This is a genomic window from Gordonia polyisoprenivorans NBRC 16320 = JCM 10675, assembly GCF_000241325.1.
GTDB lineage: Bacteria > Actinomycetota > Actinomycetes > Mycobacteriales > Mycobacteriaceae > Gordonia > Gordonia polyisoprenivorans.
This window is the reverse complement of sequence record NZ_BAEI01000063.1, coordinates 1-17,756: the sequence shown is the minus strand read 5'-3', so window position 1 is coordinate 17,756 and position 17,756 is coordinate 1. Positions and strand designations below refer to the sequence as shown.

Here is a 17,756-nt window from a genome sequence, read left to right as displayed (position 1 = left end):
GAAAATGGACCATCACAGATCTTGTTGTGCATCCCGTGAATTCCCCGTGTTTCACAAGAGGCGTCTGTGAGGGCGCCATTCAGTCAGAATACGGGCACGGCCGCAATCAGAGAACTGTTAGCTTCACTGAAGATGGCGGTCGGAGGCGGTCTGGGCGCGTCAGCGCGCCGGACCGAAGAGGTCGGCGGCTGCCGCGGGACGGCCGAGCAGATATCCCTGGCCGAGGTCGAAACAGAGCTTGTTCACCTCGTCGAGCTCGTCCTCGGTTTCGATTCCCTCGGCGACCACGCGTAATCCGGTCGCTTTCGCCATCGTGCAGATCGCATCCACCACAGCACGGTCGGCAGTGCTGTCCGGCAACGGGGTCACCAAGGTCCGGTCCACCTTGAGAACCTCTACCGGAAGGTCCCGGACATATCGCAATGCCGAGAATCCCGAGCCGAGATCGTCCACACAAATCGTGCATCCGAGATCGTGGAGCGCGAACAGCGTGCGCGCAGCGGCTCCCGCAGGCCGGATGACGTCGATCTCACTGACCTCGATCCACACGCGGCTCCGCTCCACCCCGTACTCGGCGCCGAGTTCGGAGAAATACGCGGGAAGCGACTCGTCCCACAACTGCTTGGCGGACAAGTTGATCGAGACGAAGGCCTCATCCCCCTCCGTGCGACCGATCCGCCCGGCGAGATCGGCGAACACCGCGCGGATCGCACGCCGGCCGATCGGGATGATCAGCGAGGTCGCCTCGGCGACCGGCATGAAGGCGTCCGGGCTGCGCACCGAGCCCGCAGTCGTCCAGCGCAGCAACGACTCCCAGCCCACCGTGACGTCATCGGACAGGCGGACGATCGGCTGGTAGTACACCGGGAAGTCATCGTCGTCGGCCGTGATGAGCGCGTTCGCCATGGAGATCTCACGCCGAAGTGATTGCGCCAACGAAGGATTGGCGATCACCGCACTGAGGCCGTCGACGAGCGCCCGAGACAGGGCCGCGTCCGCGGCGGAGACGATCTCCTCGTCGGTGACGGTCGCGGGGAAGTCCGCCGCACGCACGATCCCCATGGCGACCTCGAGGAAATGCACGGAGCCGTCCACATCCACCGCATGCGAACCGTAACTCCACGGCTGATACAGCAACTCCACAGCAGCGTCATCGGTTTCGTCGAAATAGGCAAGCCACTCGAGGTCGGAGCGGCGAATGATCTCGGCGGTCGTACCGGTCGTTGCCAGCACACCCTCGACGAACGCCTCGGCGATATCCACCGACCGCTCCCGCCCGTATGCCACCGCGACCCGGTGATACGGGTCCGCCGAAATCGCCACCACCACGCCGAACCCGGTCACGCGTCATCACCGCGATCCCCTGGGCCGCCCCCCGCACGGTCAGCCGTCATGGGTCCACCCTACGGGCCGGGGTGTCACCCGGTCGCGAACCGGGGCAACTGTCCCTCAGATGTTCGACGTGGCTTGCCTCTGCGCCGCAATCCGCTCCCCCGGAGACGCGATCTGCGGAGCTACCCACCCGTCCCGCGCAACACCGTACCAACAGTGCGCACGATGATCTTGATGTCGAGCCACACACTCCAGTTCTCGATGTAGAAGTTGTCGTAGATCGCCCGATCGGTGATCGAGGTGTCGCCGCGCAGACCATTGATCGCCGCCCAGCCCGTGAGACCCGCGGGCACGCGGTGCCGATCGCGGTAACTCGGCACCGACGACTCGAACTGTTCGACGAAGTGGGGTCGTTCCGGCCGCGGCCCGACGATCGACATGTCCCCACGGAACACGTTCCACAGCTGGGGTAGTTCGTCGAGAGAGGTCTTTCGGATGAATCGACCGACGGGGCCGATGCGGTCACGCTGCGACGGCTGCCATTCGCTGTCCGAGGTCGTCGAGGCAACAGGTCGCATCGACCGGAACTTGAGCACCTCGAAAGGCACACCACGACGCCCGATTCGCTTCTGCCGAAAGATGATCGGCGCGCGCGGATCGGAAAGGAAGACCGCCGCGGCCACCGCAGCGATGACCGGACTGAAGATCAGCAACGCCACCGACACCGTCACCAGATCGAAGATGCGCTTGGCCTTCCAGTACCACGTACGCAGGGCATCGCGTCGCATCCGGATGAGCGGGATGGTGTGTAGCCGATCCATATCCTTGGTCAGCGGGACGAACTCGAAAAGTCTTGGCACGATGAAGATCTCGCAGTCGAGTTCGTCGCAGTCACGCAATGGGCCAACCATCGACGAGTCCGGCGACGAACTGAACGCCACCAACACCGCACCCACCCGATGATGCTCGACGTGTTTTCGGGTGTCCCCGAGGCCGGCCTCGATCTCGATACCCGTGTCGACCAACTCCTGCAACGGATCGTCGGTGATCGCCACCACCACGTCGAGGCCGTATTCGGGCCGGGCCCGGGTGATCTTGATCAGTTCGGCACCGATGCGGCCGCCGCCGACGACGGCGGTCCGCGTGCGTGCCGGCTCGGAACGACGGCGAATGTCGCGCACCACGGCGTAATAGATGGCACGCAATGTGAACAGCATCGCGATGACGATCAGGACTCCGATCGCGGCTCGACCGACATCGCCGTACGGTTCGATGACCGAGCAGGCCAGAGCGAAACTGACGACGGTCCATGCCGCGATCCTCGGTAGGTCGTCGAGGGCGGAGAGTGTCAACCGGTTGCGGTACAGACCGGCCACCTCGAGGAAGAACACCACGATCACCGCGCCGACCAGCGCTGCGACACCTTCCGGAAGGCTGTCGCGGTGGCGGTTTCCGAGGACGATGAGTCCGAAAACCGCAAGCGCGACGACGTCGAGGGCCAGCAACCGGAGGTCGGTGCGGTTACGGGGAACGGGTAACCGGATGCGACGATGCATGCCTGGGGCGATCCCGTTCTCGCGGTCGTCGGATTCTCCCGGGAAACCGCTGACGGGTTGCTCATTCGGAACTTGTTTTGCCATTCGGCGTTCTCACAACCTCAGGTCACGGGCAAATAGATTCGCTGAATTGAAAATGTACCCGCGTGTTCCACCGGGAACATCTCGAACCGCACATCGGTCATTCCCGATGCCGCACAGCGGGGTCATCGCCGACCACCGAGCAATCCCACCGGGTCCTCGACCGCACTCGCGACCGCACTCGCCACGAGTTCGGGATCGAACACGCCCTCGTCGAACGAGGCGGTCAGGGAGACACGCCGACCGAGCAGCCCATAGGTGAGGGTGATCGCATCGCGTCCCGCGGGGGCGCTGAACGCTCCGATGTTGCGGTCCTCAGCGGGCGCGAGCCACGCGAACGAGTCGATCAGACCGGCGGGTCCACCGGACAGGTCGCTGACGGTCACCCACGGATCCGCGTTGATGGTCTGGGGTGCAGGCGATTTACGGGGCTTGCCGAGCGCCACCCGCAGCCGGGACTTGGCCGAGTGCAGGGCGACGGCGAGGGCCGGGAGACCGGAGGCGGCGTGGTCGCGGATCGAGGCGGTGATGTCGGTCGGGCATCGCAGGTCGCCGGAGAGATCGAGTCCGACCGCGAAATTGCCCGTGGTCACCGTGGTCGGGCGCAGATACCGACGCGCGTCGAACACCAGATAGAACGGCTCGGCGGGATGCAGGCCGGCCCGGCCGAGCGCGCACGCCGCGATCGCCACTCGCATCGCCACCGACGACGCGTGCGGGAAGTGCTCGTTCTTGAACCTCTCCAACTCATCGAACGCCTTCTCGGTACCCATCGAGAACGCGCTGCGTGGCTGCGGGTCCCCGACGACCTCTGCAGTCAAGGCGGTGTCGGCGCAGGCCTTGCGTTTGTGCCCGGACGACAACTCGGCTGCGGCGTTGCGCAGCAATGTCCCGGCCACCCGCATCGGGTGCTTGCGGGCGGCCGAGGCAACCGCGGCAGCAGCCGGGAACCGAAGCGGCACAGGATCATCGTTCGCGCGACGATGCTCCGACAACGACGACCTCGCGACCAAAGCCAGCAGTCGGAAGGCGGTCAGGCCGTCCCCGATGCCGTGGTCGAGGTAGCAGAACGCGTGCGGACCGCTCAGCGCGATCCACACGGGTGGCCGTGGTTCGGCACTGCGGGCCAACGCTGTCAGTGTCGACACGAACTGCGCGGGCTCCACCGGGTCGATCTCGACCACACAGTCATCGAATTCCTCCGGCCGGAACTCCCACATCGACGACTCCGGATCCGGGATGAGCCCGATACGCCCGGCCGGCCCGTGACGTCGGGCGTAGTCGACCAACGCGCGGCGCACCCGCTCGGGTCCACCATGATCGACGGGGCCGACGAACGCGATGACCCAACGACCGCTGTAGGCGATATCGAGCCCGCCCACCCGATACTTCTGACTTCCCTGCATCCTCACCTCACACCATCGTCGGCTGCCGTCGGAATCGGATCCGGTGTCGCCTCTGCTCTGATGGAGCGATAGACGAATGTCGCCGGAACGACGAAGCACAGCGGATTCGCGATCGCAGAAGCGAGGAACCCGATCACCAGACTTCCGTCGACTCCGGCAACGAGATATCCGATGGTGAATCCCGCCACCGAGGAGATCGCGAGCACCGTGCGACCGACGGTGGCCACCCGGTTGTGTCCGACGATGCGCAACACCACGGCGTCGACGGCCGAGGTGTTGTAGAGAATGGCGAGGATGCCGACGAGTGCGATGCCGACGAGCAACTCGGTGTTGCCGACGCCGCGCAGCGACAGCCCGGTCACCCAGATCACCACGAGCACGGCCGGCACGAACACCGCCGAGATCACCGCGAGTTGGGTGGCCAGTCGACGGCCGGAACGGATGACCTGGTCATTGGCCATCGCAGACTTGCTCGTGACGCCATCGACGAAGAGATTCGTTGTGAGGGCCGCGAATACGGTGTTGAGCGGACCGAGCAGCGTCTGTGCCAGACGAATGCCGCCCAGATACGTCGAGTTGCCGAGACCTCCGAGCACCATGAGCGGCAAGATCACCATGAATTGACCGACCACGAAATCGACGAGCAAATGCGCCACCAGGTGGCGATACCGCGACATCGGACAGAAGACCTCAGGTCGTGCCACCCGGACCGCCAGCAGGACGATCGAGGGAAACCACGCGAGGCAGTACAACGTGTAATAGACCTCGGGATTGTCAGAGATGAACAGGCTCAACGAGATCAGCATGGTGACCACCAGGCGCAGGCCGTCGGCGCGGACGACCTCCCACCGATGATCGAGGGTCATCGCCCGATGCCGCAGCCACTCGGTGAAGATCGGTATCCCGCTGGCCAGCGAGACGACCAGCAGTGGTCGCCAATCGTGGACGTCGAAGGCGAATGCACCGCCAGCGAAGACCGCACAGCAGATGACGGTCACCGAGACTGTGATACGCAACCGGATATGGGCGGTGCGGTTGGTGCGGTAGTGCAGCATCGCCGCGCGGAAGATGCAGGTGACGACGGCGCCGGAGACGACCTGCACCAACAGGATCAGGAACGAGAACCGCGTGAAGTGGGCGGGTGTCATCGCTGCCGCGGCGAACAGCACCGGCAGGGCGCCTGCGGCGCTGTAGAGCATCTGGGTGATCAACAGCGGCTGCGCAGCGATCCTCGAGACCAGCGATTTCCACCGTCCCCACAGCTCACCGGAACGTCCCGATGACGTCGGCTCGACCCGCTCTGTATCGTTCATCAGCTCAGATCCCGATCGTCGTGTAGTGGTTCTCGAGCAACTCAGCGACGGCATCCATGCTGCGCTCGGATCGCACGGCCGCCATGGCCCGCGACCCCATGTCGCGCGCGGCCGCCGGGTCGTCGAGGAGCCCCCTGACCGCTGCGCGCAGCGCCTCGGCGGTCTCGTCGACGACCACACCGGCACCGTTGGCGGCCACGAAGTCCGCCAGCCCGCACGAGTCGGTCACCACGACCGGCAGTCCCACCGACATCGCCTCCAACACCGACATCGGGTAGGGCTCGTTCACCGACGGCAACACATAGATGTCGGCGTCGCGCATCCGGGAGATCGTCTCCTCCGGCGACAGCGGCCCCTCCCAGGTGATGTGATCGCGGTGCACGCTTGTCCGCAGTGTCTCGGTGATCGCCTCCCCCTCCCCTTCGTCGGGACCCACGAGAGTGAAAGCGGCATCCGGGAATTCGTCACTCAGTTCCTGCGCCACCTCGACGAACAGCATCGGTCGTTTACGGGGGGCGAGCCGGGCCAGGTAGAGCACTTCGGTCCGCTTCGGTTCCGATGACTGCGCGGGGCGCCGGTCGGCGACGGGCACACCGTTGGGGAGTTCGGTCAGCGTCGTCAAGCGTGGCTCGACGCCGAGCAGATCGCGGCGTTCACGCTCGGTGAGGTGAAACACGGTGCGGGCCCGCCGAAGAACACGCCGGGTCATCGCCGCGTCGAGGACCGTGGCCGAACGCCGCTGCGATGCGTCGATCATGCCGTGCGACTGCAGGAAACACCGAACCCCGCGGGCCTCGGCGATCGCGGCGGCGGGCAGGGTGATCAGGTCGCGGGCCACGTGGACGTGGACGGCGTCGAACCCCGCCACGTTGCCGATCAGCCACCCAATCAGTGCCGGCGCAATGAGTCCGGAGAAACCGGCGCCGGGGATGACCCGACGTACCGGGAACAATCGGCACGGCACCCCGTCGATGGCGACCGGCGGCGATGCGTAGCCCGAGTACCCGCCGACGATCTGCACGTCATGGCCACGGTCGGTGAGCGCCTTGGCCTGATTGACGGCGACCCGGACCGGGCCGCCGTAGTCACCGCTCGGCGTCACCAGGGTCACCACCGACAGGATGCGAGTCATGACTCAGCCCTCACCCGATGTACACAGCACCGAGAATGCTGGTGAGCCTCCGGCCAATTCGATCACGCGCGTCGCTTCGGCGATACGACGTTTACGCTCACCCGGTGCCACCACGAGCACCACCGACTGCACTACACCCGCCGCGATGTCGGCGAAATCGGTGTCATGGACACCGCCGTCGATCAGGACGAAGTCGTTCTCCGCTGCCAGCCCCGTCAGCTCCTCTCGGAAGGCCGCCACACTCAACTCTGCCACGGCGGAGCTGACCGGAGTCTCTGCGTCATCGGAATCGGCTGGGGTGTCCGGGATCTCGTCGTGATCGTCCTGCGGCGTGTCGTCCGCAGTGTCGTCGTCCGCAGTGTCGTCGTCCGCAGTGTCGTCGTCCGCAGTGTCGTCGTCCGCGGTGTCCTCGTCCGCAGCCTTGGTTTCGTCCGCGGTGACGGCATCCGTGGGATCCTCCGGAACGGCATCGTCCGGCACGGCATCGTCCACCGGCGTGTTGGTCGCGGACGTGTCTGCCGGCGGATTCACCTCGCCGCTGGTACCAGCGTCGGTGGTACCCGGAGCCCCGGTCACCGACACGCGGAATCCGCGCGCACGCAACGAGTCCGCGAGGCCGCGAGCGATTGTTCCCGACAGGCCGCTCTCGTGGACCTCGACGAGGGCGACCGACCGTCCCTGCCCCGCTGTCAAAGTGTCCGCCGGATCCGACGAGTCGGTGAAGTGCTCGACTTGTGTGGCGAGCCTGCGGAATTCGTCCTGTGCATCTCCGCCTCGTACCCCGACGGCGACGACGGGAACATCGTGCGACAGAGACGATTCCAACTCTGCGACCCGATACACGCGGCCGTCGAGACGGCGGTGGGCGAAGGCGGCGAGAAGTCCGACGATGAGCCCGACGACGGCGCCGGCGAGCAGTAGCAGCGAGGTCGGAAGACCGTCGGATTTGGTCGGTGGGGTCGCGGTCTGGACCACCGTGGCCAGCGGGTTCTGCGCGACCCGGGGATCGCGTCCGACGTTCTCCATCTGGGCCATGTATTGCGGGAACACCGCCGCATAGCTGTTGGCGATCTGCGCGGCGCGGTCGGGATTGCTGTCGGTGGCGGTGATGGTCATGAGGACGGTGCGTTCCTCCGCGGCCGCCGACACCTTGGCCGCCATTTCCGACGGGCTCATCTGGATTCCCAGTCGATTCACCGCGAGCTGTGCCAGGTCCTCGCTGTTGATCATGCCCGCATACGACAGTGCGCGTTGCTGCGAGAAGAGGTCACCCTGGTAGGCGCTCGTCGAGTCGGTGAAGTCGGGGGCGCGCAGGAAGAGGGTTGCCGTCGACGCGTACTGCTTGGGCGACGCCACTGCGGCCGCGGCGCCGGCCAGCAGGCCGAGCACCGTGAACCCGATGATCAGCAACAGCGCGATCGGGCGTCGGGACGTGCGGAATCGACTCATCGAGAACCTCTCAACAGGGCATCACGCTGGGCCACGTGATACTCGAGCAATATGCAACCGGAGATCTGTATGCCGGCGTCATCCAACTGGCGCAGCGCCGACCGGGTCTCATCGGCCCTGGTGGTCTCCAGGGTGACGAGCAACACCACGGGGGCATCGAGGTCGAGGGCCAGTTCCAGAATGTCGGGTTCGGCGGGAATCGCGTTCGCCCACAGCAACACCCGTTGGGTGGCGGCGGCGCTGCGCAGACGCTCGCGAACTTCTGGTGAACGCACACGAGCACGGTCGGAACCGGTCATCATCTCGACCAATGGGGGTGTTGTCGACGGCCCCGCGAGCGAGTCCGCGATGGTATCGACGACCTCGGGCTCGACGGTCGTCTGCGTCTGCTCCGACACCGGGGCGAGCGCCAGCACACCGGGCACGTTGCCACCGAGCCGCAGCGCACTGGTGTCGGCGACGATGGTGGCCTCGATCTCACCACCGTCGCCGACCACCCGCTCGGCGACGATCTTCCCGAGCACCGGCACGCCGAGTGCCTCGTGGGCGTCGTCGACCGAGGTGATCACGCGCCGACGACCGGCTTCGAGGATCACCGCGAGGGTGACCCCCACCATCAGGCCGATCGCCGTTCCGTAGAAGAGCCATTCGTATGCAGTGACCTTGACCGTCGGCGATTCGACGCCGACCGGGGTGATCACCGTCGCCTGCACGGGCGATCGCGCGCTACGCACCGAACCCGACTCGACCTCTTCGATCGCCCGGCCCAGTTCGGCGGCCATCACCTGCGACAGTTTCTCCGAGGCGGCCGCGGTGTCCGATCGTGCGGACACCTCGATGATGGTCGTGTCCGGCACAACCCGGACAGACACCTGTGCCGCCAGAGACCGCGCGTCCCCGTGGTAGCCGGTGTCCGCGGCCACCGTGCGCAGTACGTCGTCGGAGCCGGCCAGACGAACGTAGCTCTCGGCACGTTCGAGGGTGAAAGCGGTTCCCAGCGAACCGGTCACGTTCGCGGCATCGTCGCCCTGTGGCGCGATCACGTCGTTCCATCCCGGTGTCGACAGGACCACATCGGTTCGGGTCTGGTAGTAGCTCGGCGTCATCAGCACGACGATCGCGCCGGCTCCGAGTCCGAGGAGCGTGGCGATCGCCACGAGATACCATCGCCGAAAGATCGACTGCACCAAAGGTTTCAGCTGCATCGTCTCACGCCCCTGTCACTGTGCGAAGCGCGTCGGTCATCCGCGCCGTGATGTAGTCGTTGCCTGCGGCATTCGGATGCACACCGTCGGGCATGAGCATTCCCGACAGGTCGCGGTCCCGATACCATCCGAGGGCCACCGGGTCGATGATGTGCACGTCGTATCGCGGGACCAGTACCGTACGCGCGTAATTCACGATGTCGTCGTAGAAGGACGGCGGTTCGGCGGTCATGAAACTCGGGATCACGAACACCACGCAGGCCAGCCGCCACTTGGCGCGCACCGCCCCCACGTACTCACCGATCGCGTTCTCCATCGTCGTCACCGGGACGATGGCATCGTTGCGCCCGCCGTCGATGACCACCAGATCGGGCGCGTCACCGCTGTCGGCGGCCAATCGTTGCCCGAACGGCAATGCACTCGCCACCGGTCCACGCGCGACGAATCCCGAACCACCCTTGGCATCGACGTCGACCTGCCACCCGAACTCCGCACCGACTCGGCGCGGGTAGGGCTGCCCACCACCGTCGACACCCTCGACGTAGGAATCCCCGATGAATAGTGCAGTCGAGATGGATTGCGCCGCACATTCTCCGGCCGACCGCGTGGTTGTCAACGCCGGTGTCGGTGTGAGCGCCACGGTGTCGACGGACTCACGACACCCGCCGAGCGCGACGATCATGCCGAGCACGAGGAGGATCCGCACCGGCCATCGCATCATCACCGTCATGTCGCCGACCTCCCCGGCGGCGATGCGCCACCGAACCGTCGCGACACGACAAAGGTGAAGACGAGCAGCAGCGCGAAGAACGACGTCGCCTGCAGCAGCGATCCGCGGAGCAGGATCAGGAAGTAGAACGGCAGGATGCAACTGAGGACGCCGATGGAATCGCGCACCTGCAGATCGAATTCGATTCTGCGGTCCAGGCATCGGACGACGAAGCCCACCACCAGCATCCCGGCGATCAAATAGATCCAGCCGCCGTTGACGAAGAACTCGCTCCACAGCGGGGCCGAGAGGTTCTTGAACATGTATCCGCGTTCCTGGGCGAGCAGGATTCCGGTGTCGACCGGTTTGTCCGGCCAGATCCGTCGTGGCATCCAGAAGCCGAGGACGCCGACGAACTGCAGCGGCGCCACGCCCTCACGGTGCACGTAGAGGATCGCGTTCGAGATCTGCGCGAAGGCGTCGAAGTCCGGCGAGCTCAGCGAGTCGATGAGCCCGTTGCTCTTGAATTGCGGTGTGAGACTGTACCGGAAGGCATCCATGAACGGGAACACGAACAGAATACCGGTGATCATGGCGATCGCCATGCCGCGATAACGTCCGCGGGTCTGCACCAGACCCAGAGCGGTGGCGGCGCCGAGAATCGCGGTGGCCGAGACATATCGGGCGTTGGAGACCGGATTGAGCGTGTTCAGCAGCGATAGTCCCACCACGACCATCAGCGTGATCGACACGAAGCGCGCCCGAGAGGTCTCGGGGATGCCCAGGCGCCGCCGGACACGGCGATCCTGCGCCAGCGACACGAACGACACGAGCAACGAGGCGCCGGCGACCGCCTGGAAGATCGTCGACGACGACGCCGACGTCTGGGCCTGGGCCAAGGATTCGGTCTCGCTGTAACGGCTCTGGGTGAATTGCAGCCACGTCGAGGTACTGAGGTAGAAGAGGTTGGCGAGCAGCGCAAAGACGGCGAATCCCACCAATACTCGTCGATCGGCCGGTTTGCGCGGCTTGGTCGGGGTCAATCGTTCCCGGAGCCGCCCGCCCGCGGTGGCCAGGGTGCCGCCGTAGACACCGACGCAGAAGGCCAGACATCCCACCACCACGACCATGAACGCCGAGGGGACCAGCGCCCAGTCACCGTTCGGGGTGGTCGACGGCCAGTCGCCCAACCGCATCTGCACCAGCGGAGCAAGTCCCAGGAACGAGTAGACGAAGACCCAGAACGTCGTCTCGAACAGTCGCCGGTCACCGTTGCCGACGAGCCAGGAGAATCGGGCGGCACTCGCCGCGCTGATCAGGGCCGCGACGACCCATCCCGGCCGCGACACCGGGGTCAGCTGGATCACCGCCACCGGCACCACCCCGCCGAAGATCACCAGCAGCCAGAGGCCGATGAGGGCTGGGACCGATCGCCTACCGCGGGATCCTGGCAATACGACCCGCTTGCGCTCGACCGTGCGCCGACGTGTCATCGTCGTCATCGCTCACGCTCCCCCGGCCGGCGGAAGCTCGCGAACACTACCCGCACCGAATTCGCGCAGACGCGGCACCGAGTCGGGATCGCCGGTCTGCGTGAACAGTTCGGCGGTCACCCGATGCCCGGCCCACGCACTCGTGCGAGTATCGTTCGCGGTTGCGAAGCCGCCACCGGGCAGTTGCACCGTCACCCAGTTGTCGACGATCCACAGCCGCGCGGACAGGTCGACGCCACCGGCGAGTTCGGGAGCGAACTGGCCTGTGCCGACGATGCTGACCTGTTGGTCGTCCAGACCCCACACACCCAGATACCAACTCTGTTGACTGACGACGAACCGCACCGCGAACGGACGACTCGGCGCTCCGGCCTCGTTCACGCCGTCGGTCACGCTCAGCGCCATCGATCCGCCGGGTGCCGAGCCGAAACGCCAACGTGCCGTAATGGTCTTGACCGTGTCGCTCAACCGGGGCGTGCTCGCGTAGGCTGAGACCCCGCCCCTGCGCAAGGGGGTGAAGATCAGGCTGCCGTCGGAGACGAAAGGCGCCGAGGCGAAGTCGTTGGCGGTCGACAGGGTCACAGGTTGCCCGTCGGAGAACCGGACGCCCGGTCCGCCGCCATCGGTCCGGGAGAAATCCACCGACACCGACACCGGGCCCGAACTTCCGGGCGCGGTCGAGCCGGATTGACCGCACGACGCAACGACAGCTGTCGCCGACACCGCGGCGACGAGGGCTGCCAATCGCTTCATTCGTGCATACCTTCCGTGCATATGAGAAATACGGTCAACGATCGCGCATCGACCGATTCAAGATATCAGCGATGACGGTCAATGCCGGCTCGGAACCGAGATGCCTAATTCGGTGTTGCGCGCCGTGTCGCACGAGTTCACGCCCACGTTCTTCATCGGCGACGAGTTCCTCGATCGCATCGACGAGAGCCTTCGGTTCACCTGGTGCAACCACCACACCCCCGTTGGCGCGGTTGACTTCCTGCGCCGTCAGGCCGGTCGAATCCACGCAGCACACCACCGGGGTGGACGTCGACCAGTAGGTGGTGAGCTTGCTGGGAATCGACATTTCCCGGACCCCGAGACGCTCATTGACGATCAGGATGTCGGCCGCATCGAGAAACGGGATCACCTGTTCACGTGGAAGCGGATCGATGAAATGCAGATTCGGAAGTCCCTCGGCGATCTTCTCCAGATCCGGACGTGCATTTCCGTCACCGAGCAGGACGAAGCGGATGCGGCTGCCGTTCTCATGGGCCACGCGCGCGGCCTCTACGACGTTCTCGAGCCCCTGCTTCACACCGATGTTGCCCGCATGGACGGCCACCGCCCACGCCGGCGGTGCACCGACGAGTTCGCGAATCAGCTCCTCACCCAACGGATTCGCCTCGAGCGCGGCCGACGCGTCGAAGTGCGACCAATTGGCCACCACGTCAACCGGGGTGCGGTCGCCGACCACCTCGCCGATCGAGGACGCAAACCCGTTGTGCGGCACGATGATGTGGTTCACGTGTCGATAGAGGAACCGTTCGAGCCTGCTGATCACCGCGGTGATCCGACGCGAGTTGCCCAGCGCCTCCTCCGAGCCGCGGCTGTAGATGTCCTGTACCCACAACACCACCGGAATCCGGCCGGGCAGGGCCCGCAGGACCACCGCCAGCGATCCCAACAGCGACGGGCTGGCCGCGACGTACACGTCGGCGCCTGACACGAACGGCACCTGCACCGCGTATGTGGCCTCCATGATCATCCGCCCCATCGTGCGCGGGGACCGGGGGATGAGATGCCATCGCCGGCGCACCCGCAGGTGGTCGGCCTCCACCGATTCCGTCGTCGGGTACCGCTTCCACTGCGGGTAGTGGGGCAACCCGGCGATCACCTCGACCTCATACCCGTTGGCGGCCAACCACTCGGCCAACCCGGCTGTGTAGGGCGCACTTCCGCTGGGTTCGGGTGCATAGTTCAGTCCGAACACCTTGACCGTCGGCCGGTCTGATGGGCGTGCTCTGCGTCGTCTCACTGGTGTGTGTCCTCGCTGTGTTCCGGACGGTGTTGTCCGAGAAGTCCATTCCCTCCGGGGGCGGCGCCTGCGCCCGTGGCCCGCAGGGTCCCCTCGCCGACGTCGGAGGTGACCAGTGTCGCGGCACCCACGACCGACCGATCGGCCAGCCGTACCCCGCGCAGGATTGTCGCGCGGGCCGCCACCCACACGCCGTCCCCGATGTGTATCGGCGCGTTGTCGTAGGAGAAGCGCGGGGAGCGCCGGTCGTGACTTCCCGTGCACAGCAACACATCCTGGGAGATGCACGTGTTGTCGCCGATGGTCACCGGCTCCAGATTCAGAATCCAGACGCCCTCGCCGATCCAGCAGTCGCTGCCGATCGTCAACTTCCACGGCCAGTGGATCTTGACCTCGTGGCGCACCAGGGTGCGGTCCCCGATCCGCGCGCCGAAAGCCCTCAACACCGCAATACGGAATCGGTTGGGGCACCACCATTTACGCAGCACCGCACCGGACACGGCGAGCCATGCGATCTGCTTGGGGATCGATCCGCCTTTGTCGTAGCCGTCCTTGCGGAAGTCACGGAGGTAGAAGCGACTCTCACTGGGAATATCCATGTTCCGTTCCCTTACTGCCTGCTGCTCGACGAGAAATAGTAGGTGAGGTCTTGCGTCGTCGGCGCCGCGTTCACCTCGTGCGCACTCGCCACCTCGGCGATGGACTTTCCGTCGACGAGGAGTTCCGCCGAGATCGGCCCGGTCCCCAGCGGCACCTGGAAGGACCGGATACCGGCATCGGCTTTGTACTCGTATGTCCGTGCGCCCACGTGAATTCGCACCACGCCCGGACCGGCGAGGAATCCGACCACCTCGACCTGGTCGACCGGGGCATCCCCGGGTTGCGCGACGGCGAGCGCGGTCTGCCGGCTCGGCTTGGCGTTCACGAACTGGCTTCGGTTGGCGAGATAGAGGACGTTGCGCACGATCTTCGGCTGATGTCCGGTCTTGTACCAGGTCAGGTAGTAGGACGAGATGTCCAGGGGGACGTGATCGTTGCCCAGCGACGGTGCGAACTGGGTGCTCTCCGAATAGTCGTTCCAGGTCACCATCTGCACCGCGTCGGCCTGCTCGGCGATGGCTCCTTGCCAGGTCGCCATCAGATTGGCCAAACCGCCTGCCTCCCAGAAGGATTGCGCATACGGACGATAGCTCTGCACGGTCACCGCTTCGGTGTAGGCCTTGCCGCGGGACCGCGCGCCATCGGCGATCTCACGCATGCCCTCGAGACTGTTGGTACTCGGCGACCACCATCCCCACCGCGACAGCCCGTAGCTGAAGGGCGCGAAGTCGTCGACGTTCTGTCCGAAATTCGCGACGAAGGTGGGCACCAGGGCGACATCGATGCCGTGATCGGCCTTCATCACGTCGACGAAGGTCTTCCACCACTGCGCGCCCTCTCGTTCGGGTGCCACCGGTGCCACCACGAGCCTGCCGTCGGCCAGGTGATAGATCGGTGCTCGCCGGCCGACCCCGGCAAGGGCATCGGCCAGCCGCTGCGGGGATCGGCCGATGTCGTCGGAGGCCCCATCGGGGGTCAGAACCAGGTCGAAGGCGGGATCGACGGCCTCGGTCGCCGACAGCAGATTGAGGAATCTGCCCCACTGAGGTCCGTCGAGATCGAGCAGATCGACGGTGAACCCGTCGAGGCCGGCCGACTTCGCCTGACGGACCTCGGTGCGGTAGTCCAGATTCATCCAGTTCGGGTCCGAAATCGGCGGCCGGGGAACCGGCCGGTCCCGCAGCATCCCGCCGTATGCCTGATGAATGCCCGACTCACCCGACGGCGACAGGAATTGGGTGGCGTAGTTGTCCTGCGAGCTCGGTGCGTTGTCGAAGCTGATCGGATAGGGGGAGAAATAGTGGGCAAACACTTTCTTCTCGCTCGCCCGCAATACCGCCGACGCGGGCAGGTCGAACGGAAGCGGCACACTCTCGGTGCCGACGGTGAGAACGGGCGACGACGACGCCGAATCCCCCGAGTCGCCGTCGGATGATCCACCACAACCGGACATCACCACAATCATCACGAATATCGAGACAACTGCACCGGAAATGGGTATAAACGATTTGGTGACACCCGCGTGCATTCTGGTCACTTCCGAAACTCCGCCGCTCGTTCGGGAGTCACCTGACGCCGCGCGATGTCGGCGAGCCCGATCAGGTTCCCGCGCATACGCGCACGGCGCGAGTCGCACCGGATGGCGGCCATCGACAGCATCAGGTTCTTCGCCATCGGCCGGGTCACCAACGCGAGAGCCTCGACGTACGAAATCGACCGTTTTCCTGCCAGATACACGGGATTGACCACCTGGCTGTAGCCGAGGCGCAGCCCGTGCATCCGACCACCGCTGGTCACACCGCGGTGCACCACAGCGGCGTCGGTCACCGACATCAGGTCACCGAGTCGTCCGATGCGACGCGAGAAGTCCAGGTCCTCCAACCAGCCGTACAAGGGCAGTCGCTCGTCGAACCTGTGCTCGTCGAGCACTTCTCGGCGCACGACGAAATTACATCCGTAGAGTTCCGAACACGGGGTCGCCGCGGAATCAGGGGTGCGGAAGCCGTCCAGAATCGTCCTCGCCTCTCTTGCATCACACGGACGACCTGTCACTACGCCGTCATAGAGGACCTGACCCGTGACGCCGACGACGTCGGGGCGCTGATGGAAAGTCGTCATCGCCGCGCTGAGGTAGTCCCGATGAGGTATCGCGTCGTCGTCGAAAAACGCTACATAGCGCACCGATTCGTCAAGGGCGTCGATTCCGGTGTTGCGCTGCGCCGGCAACCCGCGCCGCCCGACCACGAGGTCGACGGTGTCGAGAACACCCGACCCGGTCGGAACGCTGGCCTCGTCGGGCACCGACACCACCAGCTGACAGGTCTCGTCGACGACATCACCGAGGGCCTCGAGCGTCTCTGCGAGAACGGTGGGACGACCAGCCGACGCCACGATCACACCAAACGTGTGCAGCATATGTTGGGCCCCTCGAGACTTGCGCCGACAAGGTGGCCGGGCGCGGCGATTCAGCAATTCCTTCCGTGCGATCATGAAGCACGTTAGTGATTCACACCAATCCGGACGAGAACTCTCAGGTCCAACGGCTTAAGATGTTCGCGCGGGGAGTTGTTGTTGTCGAACGTCACTCTAGACATCATCGTCTACTTATTGAAGGACTGACCCATTGAAAAAAGCGCTCATCACCGGGATCACCGGGCAGGACGGGTCATATTTGGCCGAATTGCTGCTCAACAAAGGCTATGAGGTTCACGGCCTGATCCGCCGAGCTTCGACGTTCAACACCTCCCGCGTGGATCACCTGTACGTCGATCCGCACGAACCCGGCGCCCGTTTGTTCCTGCATTACGGCGACCTGAGCGACGGCGCACGACTGGTCACCCTCGTCTCCTCCATCGACCCCGACGAGGTGTACAACCTCGCCGCCCAGTCGCATGTCAGGGTGAGTTTCGACGAACCCGAGCACACCGGTGACACCACGGGAATCGGGTCGATCCGACTTCTCGAAGCAGTGCGCCTGGCCGGTGTGAAATGTCGCTTCTACCAGGCATCGAGTTCGGAGATGTTCGGTGCGACCCCGCCACCGCAGAATGAGGAGACGCCTTTTTATCCGCGCTCCCCGTACGGCGCGGCCAAGGTGTATTCCTACTGGGTCACCCGCAACTACCGCGAGGCCTACGACATGTACGCGGTGAACGGAATCCTGTTCAATCACGAGTCCCCTCGCCGCGGTGAGACCTTCGTCACTCGCAAGATCACCCGCGCGGCGGCACGTATCAAGGCCGGCCTTGAGCAATACCTCTACATGGGAAATCTCGACGCGATCCGCGACTGGGGATACGCCCCGGAGTACGTCGAGGGCATGTGGCGGATGCTGCAGGTCGATGAGCCGCAGGACTACGTGTTGGCAACCGGCGGCAACTACACGGTGCGGGACTTCCTGCAGACGGCCTTCGAGCACGCCGGCCTCGACTGGGAGCAGCACGTGCGA

Annotated in this window: 15 protein-coding genes; 1 reads left to right on the top strand and 14 read right to left on the bottom strand. The window is 65.3% G+C overall.

The features are described 5' to 3' along the window. Positions 1-159: 159 nt before the first annotated feature. From GOPIP_RS16010 to GOPIP_RS15945, 14 genes are all read right to left on the bottom strand, one after another. On the bottom strand, positions 160-1,344 hold the full coding sequence (locus tag GOPIP_RS16010; protein ID WP_006370765.1) for an EAL domain-containing protein: 1,185 nt from the start codon (positions 1,342-1,344) through the stop codon (positions 160-162). A gap of 170 nt (positions 1,345-1,514) precedes the next feature. Continuing rightward, positions 1,515-2,972, bottom strand: a complete 1,458-nt coding sequence (locus GOPIP_RS16005) for a sugar transferase (protein WP_006370764.1) — start codon at positions 2,970-2,972, stop codon at positions 1,515-1,517. Between the two features lie 122 nt (positions 2,973-3,094). Continuing rightward, positions 3,095-4,375 carry a hypothetical protein gene (locus GOPIP_RS16000; RefSeq protein ID WP_006370763.1) on the bottom strand — a complete coding sequence of 427 codons (1,281 nt, stop codon included), beginning with the start codon at positions 4,373-4,375 and terminating at the stop codon, positions 3,095-3,097. A gap of 2 nt (positions 4,376-4,377) precedes the next feature. Next, a complete protein-coding gene (locus GOPIP_RS15995) occupies positions 4,378-5,688 on the bottom strand; it encodes a hypothetical protein (RefSeq protein ID WP_006370762.1) in 1,311 nt (436 codons plus the stop codon). 4 nt (positions 5,689-5,692) lie between these two features. Beyond that, the gene (locus GOPIP_RS15990; RefSeq protein ID WP_006370761.1) at positions 5,693-6,820 is read right to left on the bottom strand and encodes a glycosyltransferase; all 1,128 of its coding nucleotides are present in this window, start codon (positions 6,818-6,820) and stop codon (positions 5,693-5,695) included. Between the two features lie 3 nt (positions 6,821-6,823). Next, a complete protein-coding gene (locus tag GOPIP_RS15985) occupies positions 6,824-8,269 on the bottom strand; it encodes a YveK family protein (protein ID WP_006370759.1) in 1,446 nt (481 codons plus the stop codon). Continuing rightward, positions 8,266-9,474, bottom strand: a complete 1,209-nt coding sequence (locus GOPIP_RS15980; protein ID WP_006370758.1) for a YveK family protein — start codon at positions 9,472-9,474, stop codon at positions 8,266-8,268. The genes GOPIP_RS15985 and GOPIP_RS15980 overlap by 4 nt, the downstream gene beginning before the upstream one ends. Positions 9,475-9,478: 4 nt before the next feature. Further along, positions 9,479-10,204 carry an SGNH/GDSL hydrolase family protein gene (locus GOPIP_RS15975; protein WP_006370757.1) on the bottom strand — a complete coding sequence of 242 codons (726 nt, stop codon included), beginning with the start codon at positions 10,202-10,204 and terminating at the stop codon, positions 9,479-9,481. Further along, complete coding sequence (locus GOPIP_RS29125; RefSeq protein WP_006370756.1) at positions 10,201-11,685, bottom strand: hypothetical protein; 1,485 nt, start codon at positions 11,683-11,685, stop codon at positions 10,201-10,203. Before GOPIP_RS29125 ends, GOPIP_RS15975 begins: the two co-directional genes overlap by 4 nt. Before the next feature lie 3 nt (positions 11,686-11,688). Then, positions 11,689-12,429 (bottom strand): hypothetical protein, encoded by a 741-nt coding sequence (locus GOPIP_RS15965; RefSeq protein WP_006370755.1) that lies wholly within the window; start codon positions 12,427-12,429, stop codon positions 11,689-11,691. A gap of 34 nt (positions 12,430-12,463) precedes the next feature. Further along, complete coding sequence (locus GOPIP_RS15960; protein ID WP_081482511.1) at positions 12,464-13,708, bottom strand: glycosyltransferase family 4 protein; 1,245 nt, start codon at positions 13,706-13,708, stop codon at positions 12,464-12,466. Continuing rightward, positions 13,705-14,307, bottom strand: a complete 603-nt coding sequence (locus tag GOPIP_RS15955; protein ID WP_006370753.1) for a DapH/DapD/GlmU-related protein — start codon at positions 14,305-14,307, stop codon at positions 13,705-13,707. Before GOPIP_RS15955 ends, GOPIP_RS15960 begins: the two co-directional genes overlap by 4 nt. An 11-nt stretch (positions 14,308-14,318) precedes the next feature. Continuing rightward, positions 14,319-15,761, bottom strand: a complete 1,443-nt coding sequence (locus GOPIP_RS15950; protein ID WP_168436245.1) for an endo-1,3-alpha-glucanase family glycosylhydrolase — start codon at positions 15,759-15,761, stop codon at positions 14,319-14,321. A gap of 80 nt (positions 15,762-15,841) precedes the next feature. After that, positions 15,842-16,723 carry a glycosyltransferase family 2 protein gene (locus tag GOPIP_RS15945; protein ID WP_006370751.1) on the bottom strand — a complete coding sequence of 294 codons (882 nt, stop codon included), beginning with the start codon at positions 16,721-16,723 and terminating at the stop codon, positions 15,842-15,844. A gap of 208 nt (positions 16,724-16,931) precedes the next feature. Here GOPIP_RS15945 and gmd point away from each other — a divergent pair. Further along, positions 16,932-17,756, top strand: an 825-nt coding sequence (gene gmd / locus GOPIP_RS15940; RefSeq protein WP_006370750.1) for a GDP-mannose 4,6-dehydratase, incomplete at its 3' end; no start/stop codon positions are given.